This window comes from Pseudomonas sp. CVAP#3, from assembly GCF_018986375.1.
In the GTDB taxonomy this organism is placed as follows: Bacteria; Pseudomonadota; Gammaproteobacteria; order Pseudomonadales; family Pseudomonadaceae; genus Aquipseudomonas; species Aquipseudomonas helvetica.
The window spans coordinates 155012-171701 of the sequence record NZ_JAHMSC010000007.1 but is presented as its reverse complement, the minus strand read 5'-3'; the positions used below and the strand labels follow the sequence as shown (position 1 = coordinate 171701).

Below are 16690 nucleotides of genomic sequence, written 5' to 3'. Positions count from 1 at the left end.
GAGCTCGGGAGCAAACAGCAGAAGTTATGAATAAGTAGAAGCAAGCGCTATACGAAGCTCGATGCCTCATCCAAGGAGCTGGAAAGCGATGACCTTCATGAGGACACAGGAATCGGCCATGAGCGACCGGCCAGGATGCAAGACTTTGCTGGCGAGCTTGGTTGCTGCGCAGCTCACGCTCGTTTTCAGGTTTTGGCTGAGACGTGTGAATGCGCGGTAGTAGCCGCTCGGAGCCGTTCAAACGGCCATCCGCTTCAGTCAATCAAGCTACGTCTCATACTCTGGTCGCAGGCTTGCAGCTGGCTGTCGATTGCTGAGTCAAAGAGAGTCGGATCCGGTACCTTCTCCGTGAGTTGGAACCTTACTCGAATGGCCCAGATATCTCTGAGACGGAGTGTTTTTATCGACGAGTCTTTCCTTGCTCCATAGCTCGTGGCTATTGATAGCTATCGTGTTCATGGCTTGTCCTCCTCGATGGAGGAGGACAAGGATGGACAGAGTCAAGCATGGTCGCTAACCGAACCAATACGACTGATAACAACCGGCAGACACCGGCCGATTCTGTTGAAAAAGTCGAATTATCAGCTCGCTAGAACTCAGGCACGCCAACCACCGGAGAATCTCCTAGTCTCGGCCCTCTGCTCATTCGAAAAGGTGCTCTGCATGAACCACTGGGAGCATTGGAATTGCATCTGGATGCCGAAGGGCGTGACCGCTGACTTTGGGCCCAGACCGCTCTTTTAGTAAATACCCTACTCAGAGCTTTAACTTTCTTACACGGCTCAGTTAGTTATAACGCTGTATAACCAACACTTGAAAAATGTCAAGCCAAAAGCATTTGCTGGCAAAAAATTCTCATGCTAGGCTTAATTCATAATAACAAAAACAGGAGCACCTCATGTCTGCTTACATCATCCATATCGAACATAGAGAAGAACAAGACCTAGCATGGGTTGAAATAAACTATTTAAGCCAGGAGTCTCGATCCGCACGGCGCTGTCGCTTCCAAACTATTGGTTGGATACTGGACATCGTAGATATGGTGAATGCGAAAGTAGATCCAAGATGCCTAGCCGATGAAAAATATGCGAAGAAAGCGCTGATAAAATTTGCCAAATTGGATGAAACCTCAGCAGATCAGCTCTTAAATTCTCGCGATTGGAGGAGGCGATTCGAGACGGCTTGGCAACAACTGAATAACGATGAGCGTGATGAAGCCTTATATTTGGATTATGATTACTGGGATAATTACTGGCCAGGATTTGATTCTTTTAACTGCACACTTCGTGACTATTTCCTCGCCTCGAGGCCTAGCGCTCCACAAACCAAAAGCCAAAGTAGTAATGCCACACTTTCACCCGATCTTCCGTCATAAATCACTATAAGATCGTTTGGATTCAGATGATAAGATGCATACGCACCTCTCCTCACCAACATAAAGAGCCCTTGAAGGGCCCTTTTGTACTCAAACGAATTACTTGGTCAGCCAGGACTCGACAATGTCGGAGCCGTATTCAGCTTTCCATTCCTTCAGAGTTTTGTGGTTACCGCCCTTGGTTTCAACCATCTCGCCGGTATGCGGATTTTTGTAGATCTTCACTTGGCGCGGTTTGCGGCTGCCGGCTTTGGGCTCGGTAACTGGTGCTCGACGGTTGGCTTGTGGATCAAGCAGGTTGATCACGTCTTTCAGGCTGTAGCCGTACTCACCAAGCAAAGCGCGCAGTTTGCTCTCAAACTCCATTTCCTTCTTAAGGCCAGAATCGCTTTTCATTGATTCGAGCTCTGCGAGCTGAGCTGCGAGTTGTTGTTCGAGCTTACGAAACTCTGCGAGACGAGACATGGATAATTTCCTTCAATTTGGTTAACACGTAGTGTAGGGACACATAATAGATCGTTTTACAGCCCCAAATCTCTTTGGAGTTGCTCCTCTTGGATCTCCTCAGTTGCATGCCCACCCTTCACCAGATACCACTGGAGCTGAGAGCGTAGGTGGTCTTTGAGTCGAGACCGCAGTTCAAGGTAACCAGGAACATCAATACAGGATTCAGGATCAAGCCCTCGTTTCTGCAGCACTGCACGTAGCACCTGAACACCTAGCGGGCCAATGTCGGAAGCATGTAATCGCACTAGAGGATCATATCCCGGATGCCTCTTGAAGCTATCCACGGCCCGCTGAATTAATGCTTCAAACGTTAAGGCGTCACAAGCTTGCTGTGCCAATAGCCACACTTCAGATTCGAGTTCACTGTTCATTCACACCTCACTCCTCGCCCACTAGGAACTCCCACCCAGATGTTGTCCGCCATGGGTATTTTTTCAAAAAAAATGGATCGTTATTTGAAATCAAACCTGAAAGCAGCGGCTTACGCCGCGAAGGGGCGATTTTGCTATCCCCAAAGGGCAGTCGTACATCAGCGTCAGCAGGACTCACCGCAAGAAAAAGGACAGAAACAGAAGCACCGCAAAAGTAAAAACCAACACCGTTTCCCCTGCAGGATCGGTGGAAGGAGGAGCGCTGAGATCGCCGCTTTTTTATTGCTCTCAAATAATAAAGATCCGTCGCTGAAAAAAATTTTCAAGGGGCCGTCTGAAAAAATATTTTTGTTGACACCACCCAACAAGAATTCACGACGATCCCACACTCGTTTTGTTTGAAGAGTGTGCGGTAAGCGCATTCAGATCTAAACCTCCAGAAGCGTACAATTACGCTTGGTGTTGGAAACTCCTAGGATCGTCCAGGAAGGTGGTGGATGAGCTTGATTCCACTCCTGCCGATTAGCGTTAGCGCGGAATGTGAATGTATTAAGGAAACACTGATGGCGGTCGACTTGAAAAATCTGTGGCAGCGCGAGCGTGCAAGACGGGCGGCTTTGTGGGGTCTGGAGGGATTGCGACCTGGTGATGAACACGCAAAACCTCACCTGAACATTCTCGATGAAATTGATCGGCAAGATCTCGAACAACCTCATGGGGAGGCTCAATTTATGACGATTGAGGAGTTGAGAGATTCTGTGCCAGAAACGCCGTACAAAAGCTGCGATGGCCACAATTTCGTGATCGTTCTAGACCAGCACATTCCTTCAGTTTGGCGAACGAGATTCGAAGCAGCCAATGCACTCTCCGAACGTTTTTCGGAAGGAAGCTATGCCCACGACTGGCGTCGATTTCTAAGAGGCTGGATTCGAGACATGGAGCATTTGGCGGCTCACCGTCTCTCATGACCTTCCTCCTTGGCCGAGTCTACGGTTAATCAACCCTAGGTACGCGCTTGTAACTGTCGAGCACCTCTTCAATTAGGCGCACAAATGTAGGGCTCCACATGTCTCATACACTGACCTCCAAATGGCCATTTCACACTCCCTATACATCACCGCCCCCTTATAAGTGGGTTTGCGTTGCATGTTGTCCAACACGAGTATTTTTTCAAAAAAACACCCGTTTTTTGAAGCCAAACCTGAAAGCAACAGCTTATAGCCGCAAAGGTTAACGATTTTGCCATACCCTACGGGTCGAGTACCTTCCCTCCTGCAACCAAACCTTATGCACATCACCCTCCTCATGACGAATACTCTGGCACCTTCTTCATCTGTGTGGGGATACCGGCTATATGTCAAAGCCTCTAGCTTCCATTGAGGCACTAGCAAGTGGGTCGCGAATCCTCGATTCTTCCTTGCTGTCGATGTACCTCGGAGCCACTTATTATCGTCGTGCCGCATGGAGTATCGCTTAACAATTCTGGGGTCACTCAGCCTGCTGAAAATTGCCTTCCGCTATGGGTAGTAGATGGTGCATTCTACGCAACGATTTTCATTTCCCTTCACCGAACAATTGAGATTAACATGGACTTAGAGCCTTACGATACTTGTATTGTATTCAACGATGATTGGAAAGATTTGAAAAATTATTTTTTCATCGGAGAGATTGACGACGGAGAAATCACACTTAGAGAAGTCAGCGGAGAGCTTAAAAGAAAAGTAAGTAAAAATGAGCGACTGGTGCGTCATCCGTCCGACAGGCGCTTAAAAGAGTCAAATCCATTAGCCTACAGAGGTTATAGATTTGTACTCGATGTCGCGAGCTCACTAATCAGCCAATACGGCTCTATGCATCTTGATGCGCTCGTTGAGCGCATTCACGAAGACACTCGAATTTATATAGAAAAGCATATTATTGAATATTTTCTTAAAGGCCTTGTCGCGAGTGGAAATTTTGAAGTTCTAAAGGATAGTAATACAAAGACTCAAGCGATCACTCTAACCTTGGGGGAAGACCGTAGAGAGTTTGAGAAAAAGAGACGTTTCGCCGGTTCAATGGCTGGTGAGCTTGATGCTCTGAGCCAACGGATTAGATTAATAATTTCACACCCCGGTACAGTCGGCACGTACCGAGAAGGTCTGCTGCAGAAGGTGCTACAAAAACATCTGCCTGAACGGTATCACGTAGCCACCGGCTTTATATATGGATGCCCTAGACAGATTGACATCCTAATATATGACCGAATTGAATATGCTCCGCTGTTCCGCGAAGGCGATTTAGTAGTGATTCCTGCATCCGCCGCTAGAGCAGTGATTGAAGTAAAAACCAACTTAACGACGACTCAACTAAAAAACAGCCTTTCATTGCTGTCCGATGTCGGCGCTCTTGATGACGGATTCCCGCCTATGTTTAAGGGGATTTTTGCGTTTGAAAGTGACGTGAGCAAAAGCACACTTTGTGATCAGATAAAACTCCACTATTTATATGATGATTTTGACATTGGGGAAGACCAGGAAATCCCTCGAATTATCTCTAGACCTTTTGAACATCTGACATGTGCGTGTGTGATAGACAAAAATTTTGTATTCACTATGTATAATAAGACAAAAAATGGAAAGTACATCCCTTCTCTCTTCAGCTCAGAAAGTAATACTGGGCTGTCCAATCAGGTTGCGCTTTTTATGGAACAGCTTTTGTCCTATTTGCGCTTTGGCGGCGCAAAAGGAAATAATTTTCATTCTTTTGAGGAGATGCTCGGGAGCGACACCTTATTGGAGCATTACGCTGACCTCGCAGTTGAAGATTGGGGGGTATATTTCGCGGCTAAACATGGCGTATCCAAAGAGCCTGAGCGTGAGGTTGAGGACATGGAAAATATGGTCGCTAACGTGCAGGCTTGGCTGCTCGGTGAACAAAGGTCGTGGCTTTCAAAAAATGACTAATTAATCCTCACAGACTCGTCCCTCCAGCCCATCGCAGCCCCTTATCATTGCAATCATTTCAATTTATAGCGCGAACATCCTCCAAGAGCCAAGACTCTGAATGTCTATGGCTCTGGTTTTCCCAAGGGGCTTCAACGACCTTTTATGAGTGTCGCTAGAGGGCTTTACCTGCACTAGGTCGTTGAGGTCTAACCACACCCGCTATCGGTGAGCATATTTCATCAACGTACGTTGACTCACTGCCTCCACGCACTCGGCCTGTGTTGCAACGCCGCTATCAACACAATCCAGAAACTGGAGCAGCCTAGGCTCTTTGTGCAGCATTTCCTCTCTATTACCGTCATTAGAAGCCGAAGGTTCACCATAAAATGCCGACCTTTCCCTCATAGCTTATCTTCACCATGCTCCCCGCTCTCTGCTCGCAAATCCTGTGCATTGGCACCGGCCTTAACACGCCGCACTACTCGACGTTGTTAAGAAGGCAATCAGCATTTTTCGCTCTTCACGGCCGGCCAACATTTACTAAAAAACCACGAACAAGATAGTTGCAACCCTGCTTGCTCCAATTTTACAATTATCTCATAACAAAAAAGGAGATGATTATGAATTACGAGTCAGCAGAATATATCAAGCAATACAATGACGAACTGGGCAAAGAGTCACACTGGGAAATTGAACTCTGCGATGATGAGGAACATGAAGGTTTCTTAAAAATTTTTCATTTGAACACCCATCCATCGGATCCAGGCAAAGCCGTTTTAATTGGGTATATTTCTATCAAGACGCCCGTTGAAACGCTGATCGGTATCGAATCGCTGTGCCATGATTACTTCAATTGTGGACAAATGGTTGGCATCAAATCCCATGTCAATTTTCTAATGGGTCATCAAGACACGCTGTTTGCAGACGATGAAGACGGAAACTGATGAAGGCATAGTTTTATAAACGATGGCTGGAGAGCCCGCTGAGCTGACATAAGCGGGCTTTAACCCTGCCAATATGACAGGCGTTACTCATAAAAGAATAGAAATCACGTCATTCGTCATCGAACACGAGTGGTGCGTTCAGATCAACGTCTACATCACCGACGAGCGAGGTGATGCGGGCGATCAACTCCCAGTTCAAAGACTGCAATTGTTCGGGTCGGTGAAGAATGTCAGCCGCCAAGAAATCCAGCATCTGGACTACCGCATTATCTTCCTTCAAGGGTTCACCCCCCTCCAATGCCGTGTTAGTTCCCCCACAAAAAAGAAGCCATTCAGGTGGGGATTCCGTGCTCAAGTCGACCGATCAGATCAATCACGGCGCTCGTGCCCTCCTCGGTAACGAGCATTTCCAAAGGGGTTTTTGAGTTAAAACAACGCAGCGGCGAGCGTAAGAAATCCCTGGCTGCATGGACATCACCTTCGAACAGTTCGCAGGACGCCTGTAGAGCAACAACCAATCCATACAGACGTCTGCTCTCGCACAAAGAAAAAAAACCTACAGTCGTCGCGTTCGACAAGAGTCCGGAAGAAATACCGATGTGCTTACCAAGCATCTCTTCATCGATACACAACATCTCGGCTAGAGATTGAAATGAGGAAAAAGGCATACGGCGCAGAACGACATCGCGAAGTTCAATGCCTGACGAAGGCAAATTCACAGTACCCCAGATGTCTGTTTTCATGGATTCAACAGGGAAGTTTCCGTGAGTTCATGCGCAGTCGCCTGAGGGTGACCAGTTGAAGTGATCGAGGCATCGTACGCTGAGCCAGTGCTCCCCTCCTAACGTACCGGCCTGCCCACAAACCTCGCAGATCGACATTGACCTCTCTTCTGCGCGAGCAACCAACTCACGGCACACCGCATCACCACCCGAATAGTAAAACCGCAGCTCCCCGAATTTTTCCTTCACCTGACGCGCCCGCACTTGAGGCACCTCGGGGTGAGCTTTCAGGTAGGTTTTCAGCGTGCCACACAGCTCATCTATCAAATCCAGCCACCCTGGCAAACACGCAATATCGCGAAGCGGCGCACTGGAAAAGAATTCCGGATAGCGATCACGCAAGATCGGGAACAGATCGGGAACAGATCGTCAATCATAGGATTTTTGTGCTCGTTTGCTATGCATTGCTAGTACCTGAACAGCGGACAAGCTCACGTGTTTGCGCGCACCTCGGCCGGCCAAGATGAAAATCGTGGTTTTGCTTTCAAAAATGCAGCCATCTAATTCCCGTTGGAAATCACTGAGGATGCTGTCGCCCGGTTGGAGTTTGTTCTGACTGTCGAAAACCGTTGCTTGGGCATACAAGAGAGTTGCCTCAAGGCCTTGCGTTTTGATTTCACGCTCTTGAGATTCCGGGAGCATGACATCCAACAACATCCAACGTCGGACGATGCAAAAAGGCTTTTCTCCGAAAGTATCAGTGGCCAATTCGATCAACTCATGGTCGCCAAGCCTTGAACCCCCAAGGGATTGTGCTGGGCCGAACAATAAATCGCTTAGCAGATCTGTATCCGTAACGATCGTATTCATAAATCTCGCTTTAAACTGCTCTTCCCGCCAGCGCCAGACCAGCGATCACTTTCCCGATCACCATTTCTACCTGGGTGACCCGAATGCCTTTTCGCGCCACGTAGCCTTATCCGCAGATCGCTCAGTGATAAATGCGGTTCATGTAGATGTTGCCGCCGCCAGGCGCCCAACTCACTACTACGTATAGGCTGCCTGCGACGGTCTGAAATAATGAATAACCGTCGATGAAGCTGACGCTGGTTATCCGGGACGTCCGCATACTCGCGCCCTCTCTAAAACGGCCTGTTGTATCGCCATAGATTGTTCCCATGATCACAGGTGGACTGTCGACGGCGGCGAACAGGAACGCGGTGATGCACACACCGAAATCCTTCACCATTGCCACGGCAACTGCCGCCGGAATGGATGGCGAATATTGTTGCTCAACCATGCCGCAACGCGCCTGCCGGGTCAGCCGGAAAAACCGAAGTACATATTTTGCTGTCTACTCCACACACCTTTCAGTCCCCCTTAACTATCAACATAGAATTAGGCCAAACCCCAAAGCCCTCATGGGTAAGCGCGCCCTTAAGCAAGGTCAATTACAAAGCCAGGATCGAACCCCGTTCGTTCACCTGGATAACCCCGAGGGTTAGAGACCACACGACACCGACCCAGTGTGATGTCGATTGCCCTGTGTGTATGACCGAAAATCCAGAGATCAGCTTTCTCAAGCAACGTGTGCCAACGGTTCATGTACGCGGCGCTGAGATGACCATCATGTTTCTCACCCGCTATCTCTGGAACAGGTGAGTGATGCGTCACGACAACTGTTTTGCCGTCGAAAGGTTTATCCAGTTCCTGGGCGAGCCAGTCGTGCGTTGCATGATTTCGCTTGACCAGGTCGCAGGGGCGCAGCTTACGAAAACTGTCATCAGTAAGGATCACACGAAAGTCATTCATCCATTCCGACGCGGTTTTGGCAGCTGCCACGACATTTCCGGTGGCGGAGAAATCAGTCCAAGCGGTAGCGCAGAGGAACCTTGTTTGATTCCAAACAAAGACCTCATTTTCCAGGACGTGAACGCGCGGTAAGGCGGATTCCTTCATTTTTTGTAGCGTGTGATCGATGTGGCCACCATAAAACTCATGGTTGCCGCAGACGTAAATCACCGGGCAGGAAAAGGCCTCGCCGGCCCAGATGACGCCTCTGGCTTTCGTGTGGATATCGCCCGCGAGGATGACCAAATCCGCGGAGACGGCTGGTGCCTCGAAGACAGTAAATTCGTTGTGCAGGTCTGAGTAAATTTGGAGCTTCATGGTGAACAGGCAACTTCGATTAAGCGATATATTGATAGCCGTCTTACCGCTCACAAATTTCGGGCTAACCGATTAGAGACGCAAGGAAAAGATCAACACGGATGGCATGCATCTGGATCAGGCTCATCCCAACAAAGGGCAATCCATGTGAAAGCCGTAGCCAAGTGAAATCCCAGTACGGGGACTATATTCCATGGATTGGGATTGATCAATATGGCTTTATCCTCAGCTTTGGGGATTTGTAATGCCGTTGAGAGATCCGTTGGCAGCAGTCATCCGCCTCGTTCGGTCGGCCCGTGGCCTGGCGAAAGAAGATTTCCATGGCCAAGTGGATGCCAAGCACGTCTATAACTTGGAGCACGCCAAGGCCAGCGTAACCCTCGACACCCTAGAAATCCTCGCTGACCACTTGGATGTAGAGCCCCTGGCTCTGCTCGCCGTTGCGGCCAGCTTTGAAAAGCAGCAGTCACCCGAAGACTTTCTCAAGTACCTCAACAAAGAGATCAAGAAACTCAAGGATCTGGGAGTTTTGGAAGGATTGCCGACGCAGTTCGTAGACGGCGCCCTGAAACCGCGACTACCGGGGCAGCGCACTCCGCCTGAGAAGGTCGACGCGGTGCTCCGCTGCCGAGCGCACGGGCTGACTCAAAAACAGGCTTCGGACATTCTGGGCATGCCGACATCAACGGTTGGCCGGATCTGGAAACGTGTTGAGGAGTGAATGATCGCACCGGTAACGCCGCGCCAGGTGCGATCAAAAGAAAAAAGCCTGTTGGGCCGCGGACGTTTTGCCTTTTTTCGCTATCCGTAGTGAGAGGCTGCGCCGGGCTGGCACGAAGTGTGACACCTTTCAAACCGATAGGAGGGGCATGTTTTCTCAGGCTCTTACGGCCTTTCTATCTGACGATGAAACGGGCAACAATAGAGACCTGGTACCGGCGGCATCCAGCTTCATAATCGGAGTCAGGGAGCCGAATGGCTCAACCCTTTCTATGAGCATTTGGGATAGACGTTGATGAGCGAATTTCCAACCTGAGGTGCCTTCATCATGGCTACGTGGATTTCTTGTGATCTGATCCATGCTTCATCTCCTAGGTCGTTTCGATTGCTTGGCGTGCCCGGCAATTTGCTTATCCTCTGCTCCTGAAGAAGTGTCGCTACCCTCCCCCGGGCCTGGCTCTTCAACTCCAGCCTTCCGCAGTTGTTCATTCTCTTTCTGAGTCGCCGCCACCAGCACCACCGTTTCTTGTTCACGGAGATCGGCTACAGCGACCGCCTGGTGCAGCGACTTGACCTCTTCGCGCAGAGCCGAAATCTCCTCCGTGAGGTGCTCTGTCACCCCAGCGGACTTGGCCTCGCCGTGGCGTAGTGCCTGAATTTGAGTGTTGAGAGACTGAACCAAGGCCTCCTGAGTGTGCAGGGCTTTGGTTTGCTGCCTAGATTCACCGAGCAGGCGTTCATTGTCACGATTCAGTCGCGTCAAATCGTCCTGTTTCACGGCGATGGTCTCCCGCAACTTGCGCTGCTCAACTTGCAATTCATGCAGTTGAGACTCGTGCTTGCGCTGATCCTGATCCCGCTGTTCCTTCGCTGCTTCCCGATAGTGCTCGAGCGCCCCACGCGCCTGAACGTGCTTTTCCTCCAGCGATTGGATGTGCTTGTCCTTCTCTGCGACCAGGGACTCAAGGACGGTACAGCGCTGACTGAGTCCGGCGTTACGGGTCAGTTCAGCCTGGAGTGAGGACTGGGTGGTTGCAAGCTCAGCGCTCTGTGTCTCTATCGCGGCCTGTTGGGTGGCCGAATTACGTTGGGCAGTAGCCAGCTCCGATCTTAGCTCGGAGATCTGGTTTTCCAGCGCGGCCCGCTGCAAGTCAAAAGCTGCGGTCGCCTGGGAAATTACTTCCTGGCCCTCCTCCATAAGCTGATCCAGCAACGTTTGCACCATACCGTTGAGCGTCTCGCCCATACGTTCACGTGATGCCATGGGCTTTGGGTTGGACGGCTCAAGCTCTTTCAGGTACCGCGAAATCGTTGTCTTGGAGCCCGTATTTCCGAGCTCTACGCGCACTGCATCGATGCTGGGGTTTGCCCCCCTGGCCAGCAGCGCCTGACGTGCTTCTTGCACAACAGCTTTATTGATTCCGCCTCGGGCCATGGGGTCTCCTACGATTACGTACTGTGTTACATGTCATGTATCTACATGGCATTTTATTAGAATATTACGGCGTTTGATCTTGATTTACTAGAAGACCATAATAGTGCTTTATGGCTTCTTGACCCTTTATGGCACCCAGAAAGCCTCCGCGAAGCGCAGGAAGGCAGAAAGGCAGAAAGGCCCCGATTTTAAAGGCAGAGTACGATGGAAAAGGCAGATCGGTACCTCAGTGCCGGCACTCGGGAGAACACGCGAAAAAGCTACCGGGCGGCGATCGAACACTTCGAAGTGACTTGGGGCGGATACCTGCCCACAACCGGCGTGGGTGTCGTGCGCTACCTGGCGGAATACGCCGACAAGCTTTCCATCAACACACTGAAGCAGCGCCTAGCAGCCCTTGCGCAATGGCACATCACTCAGGGTTTCCCTGATCCGACCAAGACGCCTGACGTTCGCCAGATGATCAAAGGCATCAGGGTCGTTCACCCTGCGAAGGTTAAACAGGCCGCTCCACTGCTGCTTAAGCACCTCGAGCAGGCGGTCGCTTGGCTTGAAGGTGAAGCTGCAGTCGCCCTTGAGCGCGGAGATTACAAATCGCTGGTGCGTCACCGTCGTTCGGTGGCGATCATCTTGATTGGGTTCTGGCGTGGCTTTCGAGGTGATGAGTTGGCCAGGCTTACGGTAGAAGACACACAAGCCATAAGCGGTGAAGGCATTACCTTTTTCCTGCCCTACACCAAAGGTGACCGCCAGCATGAAGGAACTACGTTCCAGACGCCGGCGCTAGCCATGCTCTGCCCAGTAGAGGCCTACATCAACTGGATAACAGTTGCCGGGATCGCGAAAGGCCCGGTGTTCCAGCGTATTGATCGCTGGGGCAATTTGTCAGGCAAAGCCATGCAGCCGCATAGCCTGATCCCAGTGCTACGCCGCATTTTCAAAGAGGCAGGATTGCCAGCTGAACTGTATAGCAGTCACTCGATGAGGCGAGGCTTCGCAACCTGGGCGTCTGCCAATGGGTGGGACATCAAGGGGCTGATGAGATATGTGGGCTGGAAGGATATGAAGTCGGCGCTGCGGTATGTAGATGCTAGCGTTTCGTTCGGTGGGATAGCGTTACACGAAGCCCCCACTGAAGGGAAGCGGCTGACCGGCAGAGACTGATGCCCAGCACGGGGCTAATGTTCAGGCTCGTTGAAGTCTTTCGATAAGCCAGTACATCCGGGCAAATCATCCGCAATATCCTGGATCTGTTCAAGAGTCCGTGACTGCCCCCACTCCTGCGCGAACCTACCTGTCCTGTAACTTGGCATCGGTAGCTGCACTTTCATTTCTGCTACAAAGTTTGCGATCGTGCGGCGAGTCAACTTGAACTATGGAAATGCCCTTTCCCCTCCTAGGTACTCGCCTGTCGATTGATTGAGCAGCTCGACTGAAAGCTCGCGCCGCCAGTCGATGATGCAACTTGCACTGGAGTGGGCAGACCCAGTCTCTCCAGGAAGTTCTGAAACGATTTACTTAGGGTCGCACACCCTCATTTAGCGACAGCTGCGAGATCGAACAAATAGTGCCCCACACAAATCGACCTTGTCTACATGCTCACTAAGACAAAACCAGATCACTTGAAATTCGGATCCGTAGAATCAATGTGCATTAACGTTTCAGGTCAATAAACCGTGTAAAATCTATTGCCACACAGAAGATGGATTTTTTCAAATTCCCTTTTTCCACCTACCAGACTCTGTTGAACTTGAGTGATAGTTTCTTGAATCAGCGACTCGTCTCCTTGATAAGTGTAATCTTGGGGGATAACCACCAAAAGAGATCTTTGATCCGGGTATTGCTTTTTATGTTTGCCATTTATTGCAGATACTATTTTCTCACCTAGAGAATCACTCATCTTTTTGAAATCAGCCCGATTTTTTACAGGCAAAAAACCACTACCTACCTGAGAAACTAATGAAAGCAGTTTATGGTCGCCCTCCGGCAAAGCCCAGGTAATCTCCAATATTTCTTTGGTTAACCCGTCTGCTTGCGATATCTTCAAATCAAAAATATCAGCCCTTAGTCCAAACGACAAAATCTCGTCATCAGCCGCCTTGATCTTTTGCACATAATAAAATATTGGCAAAAGTTCCTCGCGCAGAAGCTTGTTTTCGGGCCTTCTGGTGGAAAAGAAACCATCCTCTGCAGCGAAATAGCTTAAGTTATCTTCCGTACTGCTTTGAAAGTAATTATTTATACTGGCTTTGAACGCGACCACAGACATTGGCCTTTCAAACAAGGACATATCAACAGATTCTTTCTCATAGCTTTTGTTTTTGGGCGCTTCACGTGACTTTAACTCCAGACCCGCCCCCCCCACAATTGAGAAGTAGTGCATAAGAAAATCAGGATCCGGGTTAAAATCTGGTTGATCCGTCCGCACAAACTCTTTATTGGCTGTGTCCGGAAAGGCTCTTAACACATCATTGATTTTCCTCTCCAGTTCAGAGGCTACTCGATTTTTGATTAGCGGATCCTTCTCAAAAAAGCTGAACCACCAGATGAAAAAATCCTCATAAATCAGATATTCATGCTCGTGAAAATACACTTCCGTGTTTAACTCACTCTTAAAAAATATTAATGTCGAATTTATCGCCTCGGCCAGTTTCGAGTGAGTGCTCCAGCCTAGCGAGACCTTCGGATTACCTTCCGGAAAGCAGACAAAACCATGAAACTGCTCCGCCTCCAATTTATCTAAATCATCACTGCCTATCATCATCGACTACTCCGTTATCGTTATAACCATTTACCTAGAACGCATCAAATTATGGGCAGAGCTATCGCTAGTTAAAACACCTCTACCGAACCTCGGCATTGCAAAACAAGGCGTCATCCGCCAAGGCTTCGTAGAGTATTTTCTTCCACCCATTGATCAACAAGTCAGGTGTATTAGCGCCTGAACGGAGGAAGTCTGAGAAAGCTTTAGGGGGCTGCCTACTGAAGTAGTTTGTACGCATGTCCATCAGGAAGCTGAGTTCTGAGCCCGCTTGGACGCTGTAGCGCTCGGCAATTCCGAACAGGGAAAAATGGTTAATTACCCTTGCCTTGTCCTCATCACTCCAGTCATCCGGTGGGCTGGCGGAGTAAATGATCGTGCAGGGGCTGGTGTGGGATACCGAAACGCTGATCCACCTTTCTTCGAAAAACTGTCGTTTGTCCAGATACGGATGAAGCAATTGCTGATGCGCGTGGTCAATCAGGGGGTTGCGCTTGTCGGTATTGCAATCACGGCAGGCAGGGATCAAGTTTTGGGGAACGATCGCCAGCTTTGGATAGTTGGCCTTTGGCAAATAATGATCCAGGGTTCGAGGCCGACCTATTCCTCCACATGTCGGACAATGGTCACCTGCAGCCACCAAGATAGAGTCGTAGAGCGCTCGGCCAGGTTCTCGCTGTACCATGTAGTATTCGTAGAGGTGAACCAGCTCGCTTTTTCGAATGTTATCGATCACGAAGGGGTCATCCCCCCTGGCCAACCTCAAATAGGGTAACTCCCACGTGGATCCGGCGGCGACTCTTTCGATGAATTCGGCGGCGTTGGCTGTGATAGCTGGAAGAATGCCCCTCATTCTGTCTCTCTGTTGATCATCGATGATCGCAGAGGTGCAGGCCATGTAGGCCTCCTCAGGAGTGCAGCTCGGGGCTAACAGTTGCTTCATGCCTGCGCCTTCGAATCACGCTCAGCGATTAACGCCCGAAGAACTGCCTGCCCTTCGAGCCCCAATCTCCCACCAAATTTTCTAAGGATAACCTCAAAGGTGTGCCCCTCGGCAGCTTCAGCTGCAAGCAGTGTATGAAAACCCGAGGATGCCACCTCCAAGCCAAAAACTTCCCGGGTCAGAATCCCTACGTTCTCGCCGAACGTCTCAACTGTTGGCCGCTGCGCTGACGCCACCAAATTAGACCGATGAATTTTCCAGACACACGACGCAGGGATTTCTTGGAGCACTACCGGCGAATGCGTGGCCACGATCGCTACACCGTTGCGATCCAGAAGCAGCTCACTCAACGCCCTAATCAATGCAGATAGCAGCGGCGGATGCAAATGGCTTTCGGGTTCATCCATCAGGACGAGAGTTTTTTCTTCGACCCGTTCGACCAACTTGGTGATAGTCAGCAGCACGATCGAATGGCCGGAGCTAAGGTTCGAAAAGATTTCGTTGGCCGTCGTGCCCCATTCCTCGCCACTCAAAGACAAGAGCCTGTCGAACCCCAAACCTGCGAAATTCTCGTCAGACTGCAAGGTTTTGACGGCCTGTCGCCAACGATTTCGCTTATGCGTTTCCCGCAGGCACCCTCTCATACCGTCAATGAAGTCAGATTTGAGAGCGTCCCGGCGCTTCAACTCATGCCATGTGTCCTCACCTTTAGACTTTAACCCGACATAGAAAAAGCAGGTGCCTTTGGCTGGATCAGGTTGCTCTGGAGGCGGATCAAAGGGGTCAAATGCGCTGAAGGATACGAGCACTACGCTGCTGAAAAAATCTGGGGCAATAATCGCTCGCTGTTGGCCCCGAAACTGAACTTGGTAGATGGCATCTGCACCAGCGTGGCGATTATGGATGGCTTTGGTGATGCCATTCAGGATGGTGGTCTTTCCGATACCATTTCGCCCGATTAGCGCGTGCACATTTGTCAGGGGTGTGGAATCAATGTTCACATCGAAACTCAACTCAATGCCGGCGGTAGAGCTGTCCGCTTGCTTCGTGTAGACGAATGAAAAATTGGTTCGGACAGCACCACCAAGTAGGACTCGCGTAAATTGATTTTTGACGCTGCTCAAGCTGACGTTGCGCAACAACGAGATTGAGAGCACTGGCTCGTCGATTATCGCTTCTAGGATTTCAGGGTTCGCGACGATGTCGTTCATCCCTCGGAGGAAGTCGTACCGCAGATCACCAAAGGATGAATTCGCGATTTTTTGGTAGTACTCCACACTGGTACCTAGTGAGAAGAAGCCTTCTGGAAGGGTTTGGAAAGAATCTGGAAGTTTGGAGCGTGTGGTTGTTGCAGTATCCTGCCCTTTGAATCCAACCTTGACATTCTCAAGGTCGTGAGCCGTGCCAAACTCGTCGTATACGATGACATAGAACATTGTGACAAAGCTGTGATCGTTCCAGCGGTCATATTTCAGGAAAGCAGTTCGGGGTTTGCCGCTCGGGAATTTTTCTTCCCTTCCTATGATGTGAAATTCCATTTTTCCCTGTCCCTGATTAAACGCGATGTTCAGCGGCCATCTTCTCTAGCTTGCGATCATGGTGGCATTTCAGCTTCGGAGCCACAACGCGTGACGCGCAGATCAGGTCTAACACAGCACTTATCTTCACTGGATTGCGTTGCTCAGTACGTGGGAACACCAAACACTCGAACGACTGCTAAAGGAGCTCTGAAGGGCGTTGAGTTTATATGAGCCCCTCAGGGAGGGGACGGCTGTCGTGAACATTGATTGTCCATTTATGCTACTCAGTCTTTGGC

The 16690-nt window shown here is 50.0% G+C and carries 19 protein-coding genes; 7 read left to right on the top strand and 12 right to left on the bottom strand.

Going from position 1 to position 16690, the window contains the following annotated elements:
* The first annotated feature begins 898 nt into the window (after positions 1–898).
* A complete protein-coding gene (locus KRR23_RS14575) occupies positions 899–1375 on the top strand; it encodes a hypothetical protein (protein WP_216743061.1) in 477 nt (158 codons plus the stop codon).
* 99 nt (positions 1376–1474) lie between these two features.
* On the opposite strand, the gene KRR23_RS14570 is transcribed toward KRR23_RS14575, so the two are convergent.
* On the bottom strand, positions 1475–1840 hold the full coding sequence (locus KRR23_RS14570) for a histone-like nucleoid-structuring protein, MvaT/MvaU family (protein ID WP_216743060.1): 366 nt from the start codon (positions 1838–1840) through the stop codon (positions 1475–1477).
* Between the two features lie 56 nt (positions 1841–1896).
* Positions 1897–2253, bottom strand: a complete 357-nt coding sequence (locus KRR23_RS14565; protein ID WP_216743059.1) for a hypothetical protein — start codon at positions 2251–2253, stop codon at positions 1897–1899.
* Between the two features lie 39 nt (positions 2254–2292).
* Between KRR23_RS14565 and KRR23_RS14560 the strand changes: the two genes are divergently transcribed.
* From KRR23_RS14560 to KRR23_RS14545, 4 genes are all read left to right on the top strand, one after another.
* Entirely contained in the window at positions 2293–2655 is a 363-nt protein-coding gene (locus KRR23_RS14560; protein ID WP_216743058.1) for a hypothetical protein, read from the top strand.
* Between the two features lie 95 nt (positions 2656–2750).
* Positions 2751–3221 (top strand): hypothetical protein, encoded by a 471-nt coding sequence (locus tag KRR23_RS14555; RefSeq protein WP_253912098.1) that lies wholly within the window; start codon positions 2751–2753, stop codon positions 3219–3221.
* 618 nt (positions 3222–3839) lie between these two features.
* Positions 3840–5198, top strand: coding sequence for a DUF6602 domain-containing protein (locus KRR23_RS14550; RefSeq protein WP_216743057.1), 1359 nt, complete (start codon positions 3840–3842; stop codon positions 5196–5198).
* A gap of 602 nt (positions 5199–5800) precedes the next feature.
* Positions 5801–6124 (top strand): hypothetical protein, encoded by a 324-nt coding sequence (locus tag KRR23_RS14545; protein ID WP_216743056.1) that lies wholly within the window; start codon positions 5801–5803, stop codon positions 6122–6124.
* Positions 6125–6233: 109 nt separating this feature from the next.
* On the opposite strand, the gene KRR23_RS14540 is transcribed toward KRR23_RS14545, so the two are convergent.
* From KRR23_RS14540 to KRR23_RS14515, 6 genes are all read right to left on the bottom strand, one after another.
* The gene (locus KRR23_RS14540; RefSeq protein ID WP_253912097.1) at positions 6234–6404 is read right to left on the bottom strand and encodes a type II toxin-antitoxin system PrlF family antitoxin; all 171 of its coding nucleotides are present in this window, start codon (positions 6402–6404) and stop codon (positions 6234–6236) included.
* 52 nt (positions 6405–6456) lie between these two features.
* A complete protein-coding gene (locus tag KRR23_RS14535) occupies positions 6457–6867 on the bottom strand; it encodes an antitoxin Xre/MbcA/ParS toxin-binding domain-containing protein (RefSeq protein WP_216743055.1) in 411 nt (136 codons plus the stop codon).
* A 27-nt stretch (positions 6868–6894) separates the two neighbouring features.
* A complete protein-coding gene (locus tag KRR23_RS14530) occupies positions 6895–7248 on the bottom strand; it encodes a hypothetical protein (protein WP_216743054.1) in 354 nt (117 codons plus the stop codon).
* A gap of 27 nt (positions 7249–7275) precedes the next feature.
* Positions 7276–7716 (bottom strand): hypothetical protein, encoded by a 441-nt coding sequence (locus tag KRR23_RS14525; protein WP_216743053.1) that lies wholly within the window; start codon positions 7714–7716, stop codon positions 7276–7278.
* Positions 7717–7837: 121 nt separating this feature from the next.
* Positions 7838–8146 (bottom strand): hypothetical protein, encoded by a 309-nt coding sequence (locus KRR23_RS14520; protein ID WP_216743052.1) that lies wholly within the window; start codon positions 8144–8146, stop codon positions 7838–7840.
* Between the two features lie 137 nt (positions 8147–8283).
* On the bottom strand, positions 8284–9015 hold the full coding sequence (locus tag KRR23_RS14515) for a metallophosphoesterase (RefSeq protein WP_216743051.1): 732 nt from the start codon (positions 9013–9015) through the stop codon (positions 8284–8286).
* Positions 9016–9259: 244 nt separating this feature from the next.
* On the opposite strand from KRR23_RS14515, the gene KRR23_RS14510 reads away from it, so the two are divergent.
* On the top strand, positions 9260–9736 hold the full coding sequence (locus tag KRR23_RS14510; protein ID WP_216743050.1) for a helix-turn-helix domain-containing protein: 477 nt from the start codon (positions 9260–9262) through the stop codon (positions 9734–9736).
* A gap of 363 nt (positions 9737–10099) precedes the next feature.
* Here the strand turns inward: KRR23_RS14510 and KRR23_RS14505 are convergent, their stop codons facing one another.
* Complete coding sequence (locus KRR23_RS14505) at positions 10100–11170, bottom strand: DNA-binding protein (protein ID WP_216743049.1); 1071 nt, start codon at positions 11168–11170, stop codon at positions 10100–10102.
* Positions 11171–11374: 204 nt separating this feature from the next.
* Here KRR23_RS14505 and KRR23_RS14500 point away from each other — a divergent pair, with 204 nt between their 5' ends.
* A complete protein-coding gene (locus tag KRR23_RS14500) occupies positions 11375–12334 on the top strand; it encodes a site-specific integrase (RefSeq protein ID WP_216743048.1) in 960 nt (319 codons plus the stop codon).
* Positions 12335–12836: 502 nt separating this feature from the next.
* On the opposite strand, the gene KRR23_RS14495 is transcribed toward KRR23_RS14500, so the two are convergent.
* From KRR23_RS14495 to KRR23_RS14485, 3 genes are all read right to left on the bottom strand, one after another.
* Positions 12837–13934, bottom strand: a complete 1098-nt coding sequence (locus KRR23_RS14495; protein WP_216743047.1) for a hypothetical protein — start codon at positions 13932–13934, stop codon at positions 12837–12839.
* A gap of 79 nt (positions 13935–14013) precedes the next feature.
* Positions 14014–14874, bottom strand: coding sequence for an HNH endonuclease (locus KRR23_RS14490; protein ID WP_253912096.1), 861 nt, complete (start codon positions 14872–14874; stop codon positions 14014–14016).
* Positions 14871–16412, bottom strand: coding sequence for an AAA family ATPase (locus KRR23_RS14485; RefSeq protein ID WP_216743046.1), 1542 nt, complete (start codon positions 16410–16412; stop codon positions 14871–14873). Before KRR23_RS14485 ends, KRR23_RS14490 begins: the two co-directional genes overlap by 4 nt.
* Positions 16413–16690 lie beyond the last annotated feature (278 nt).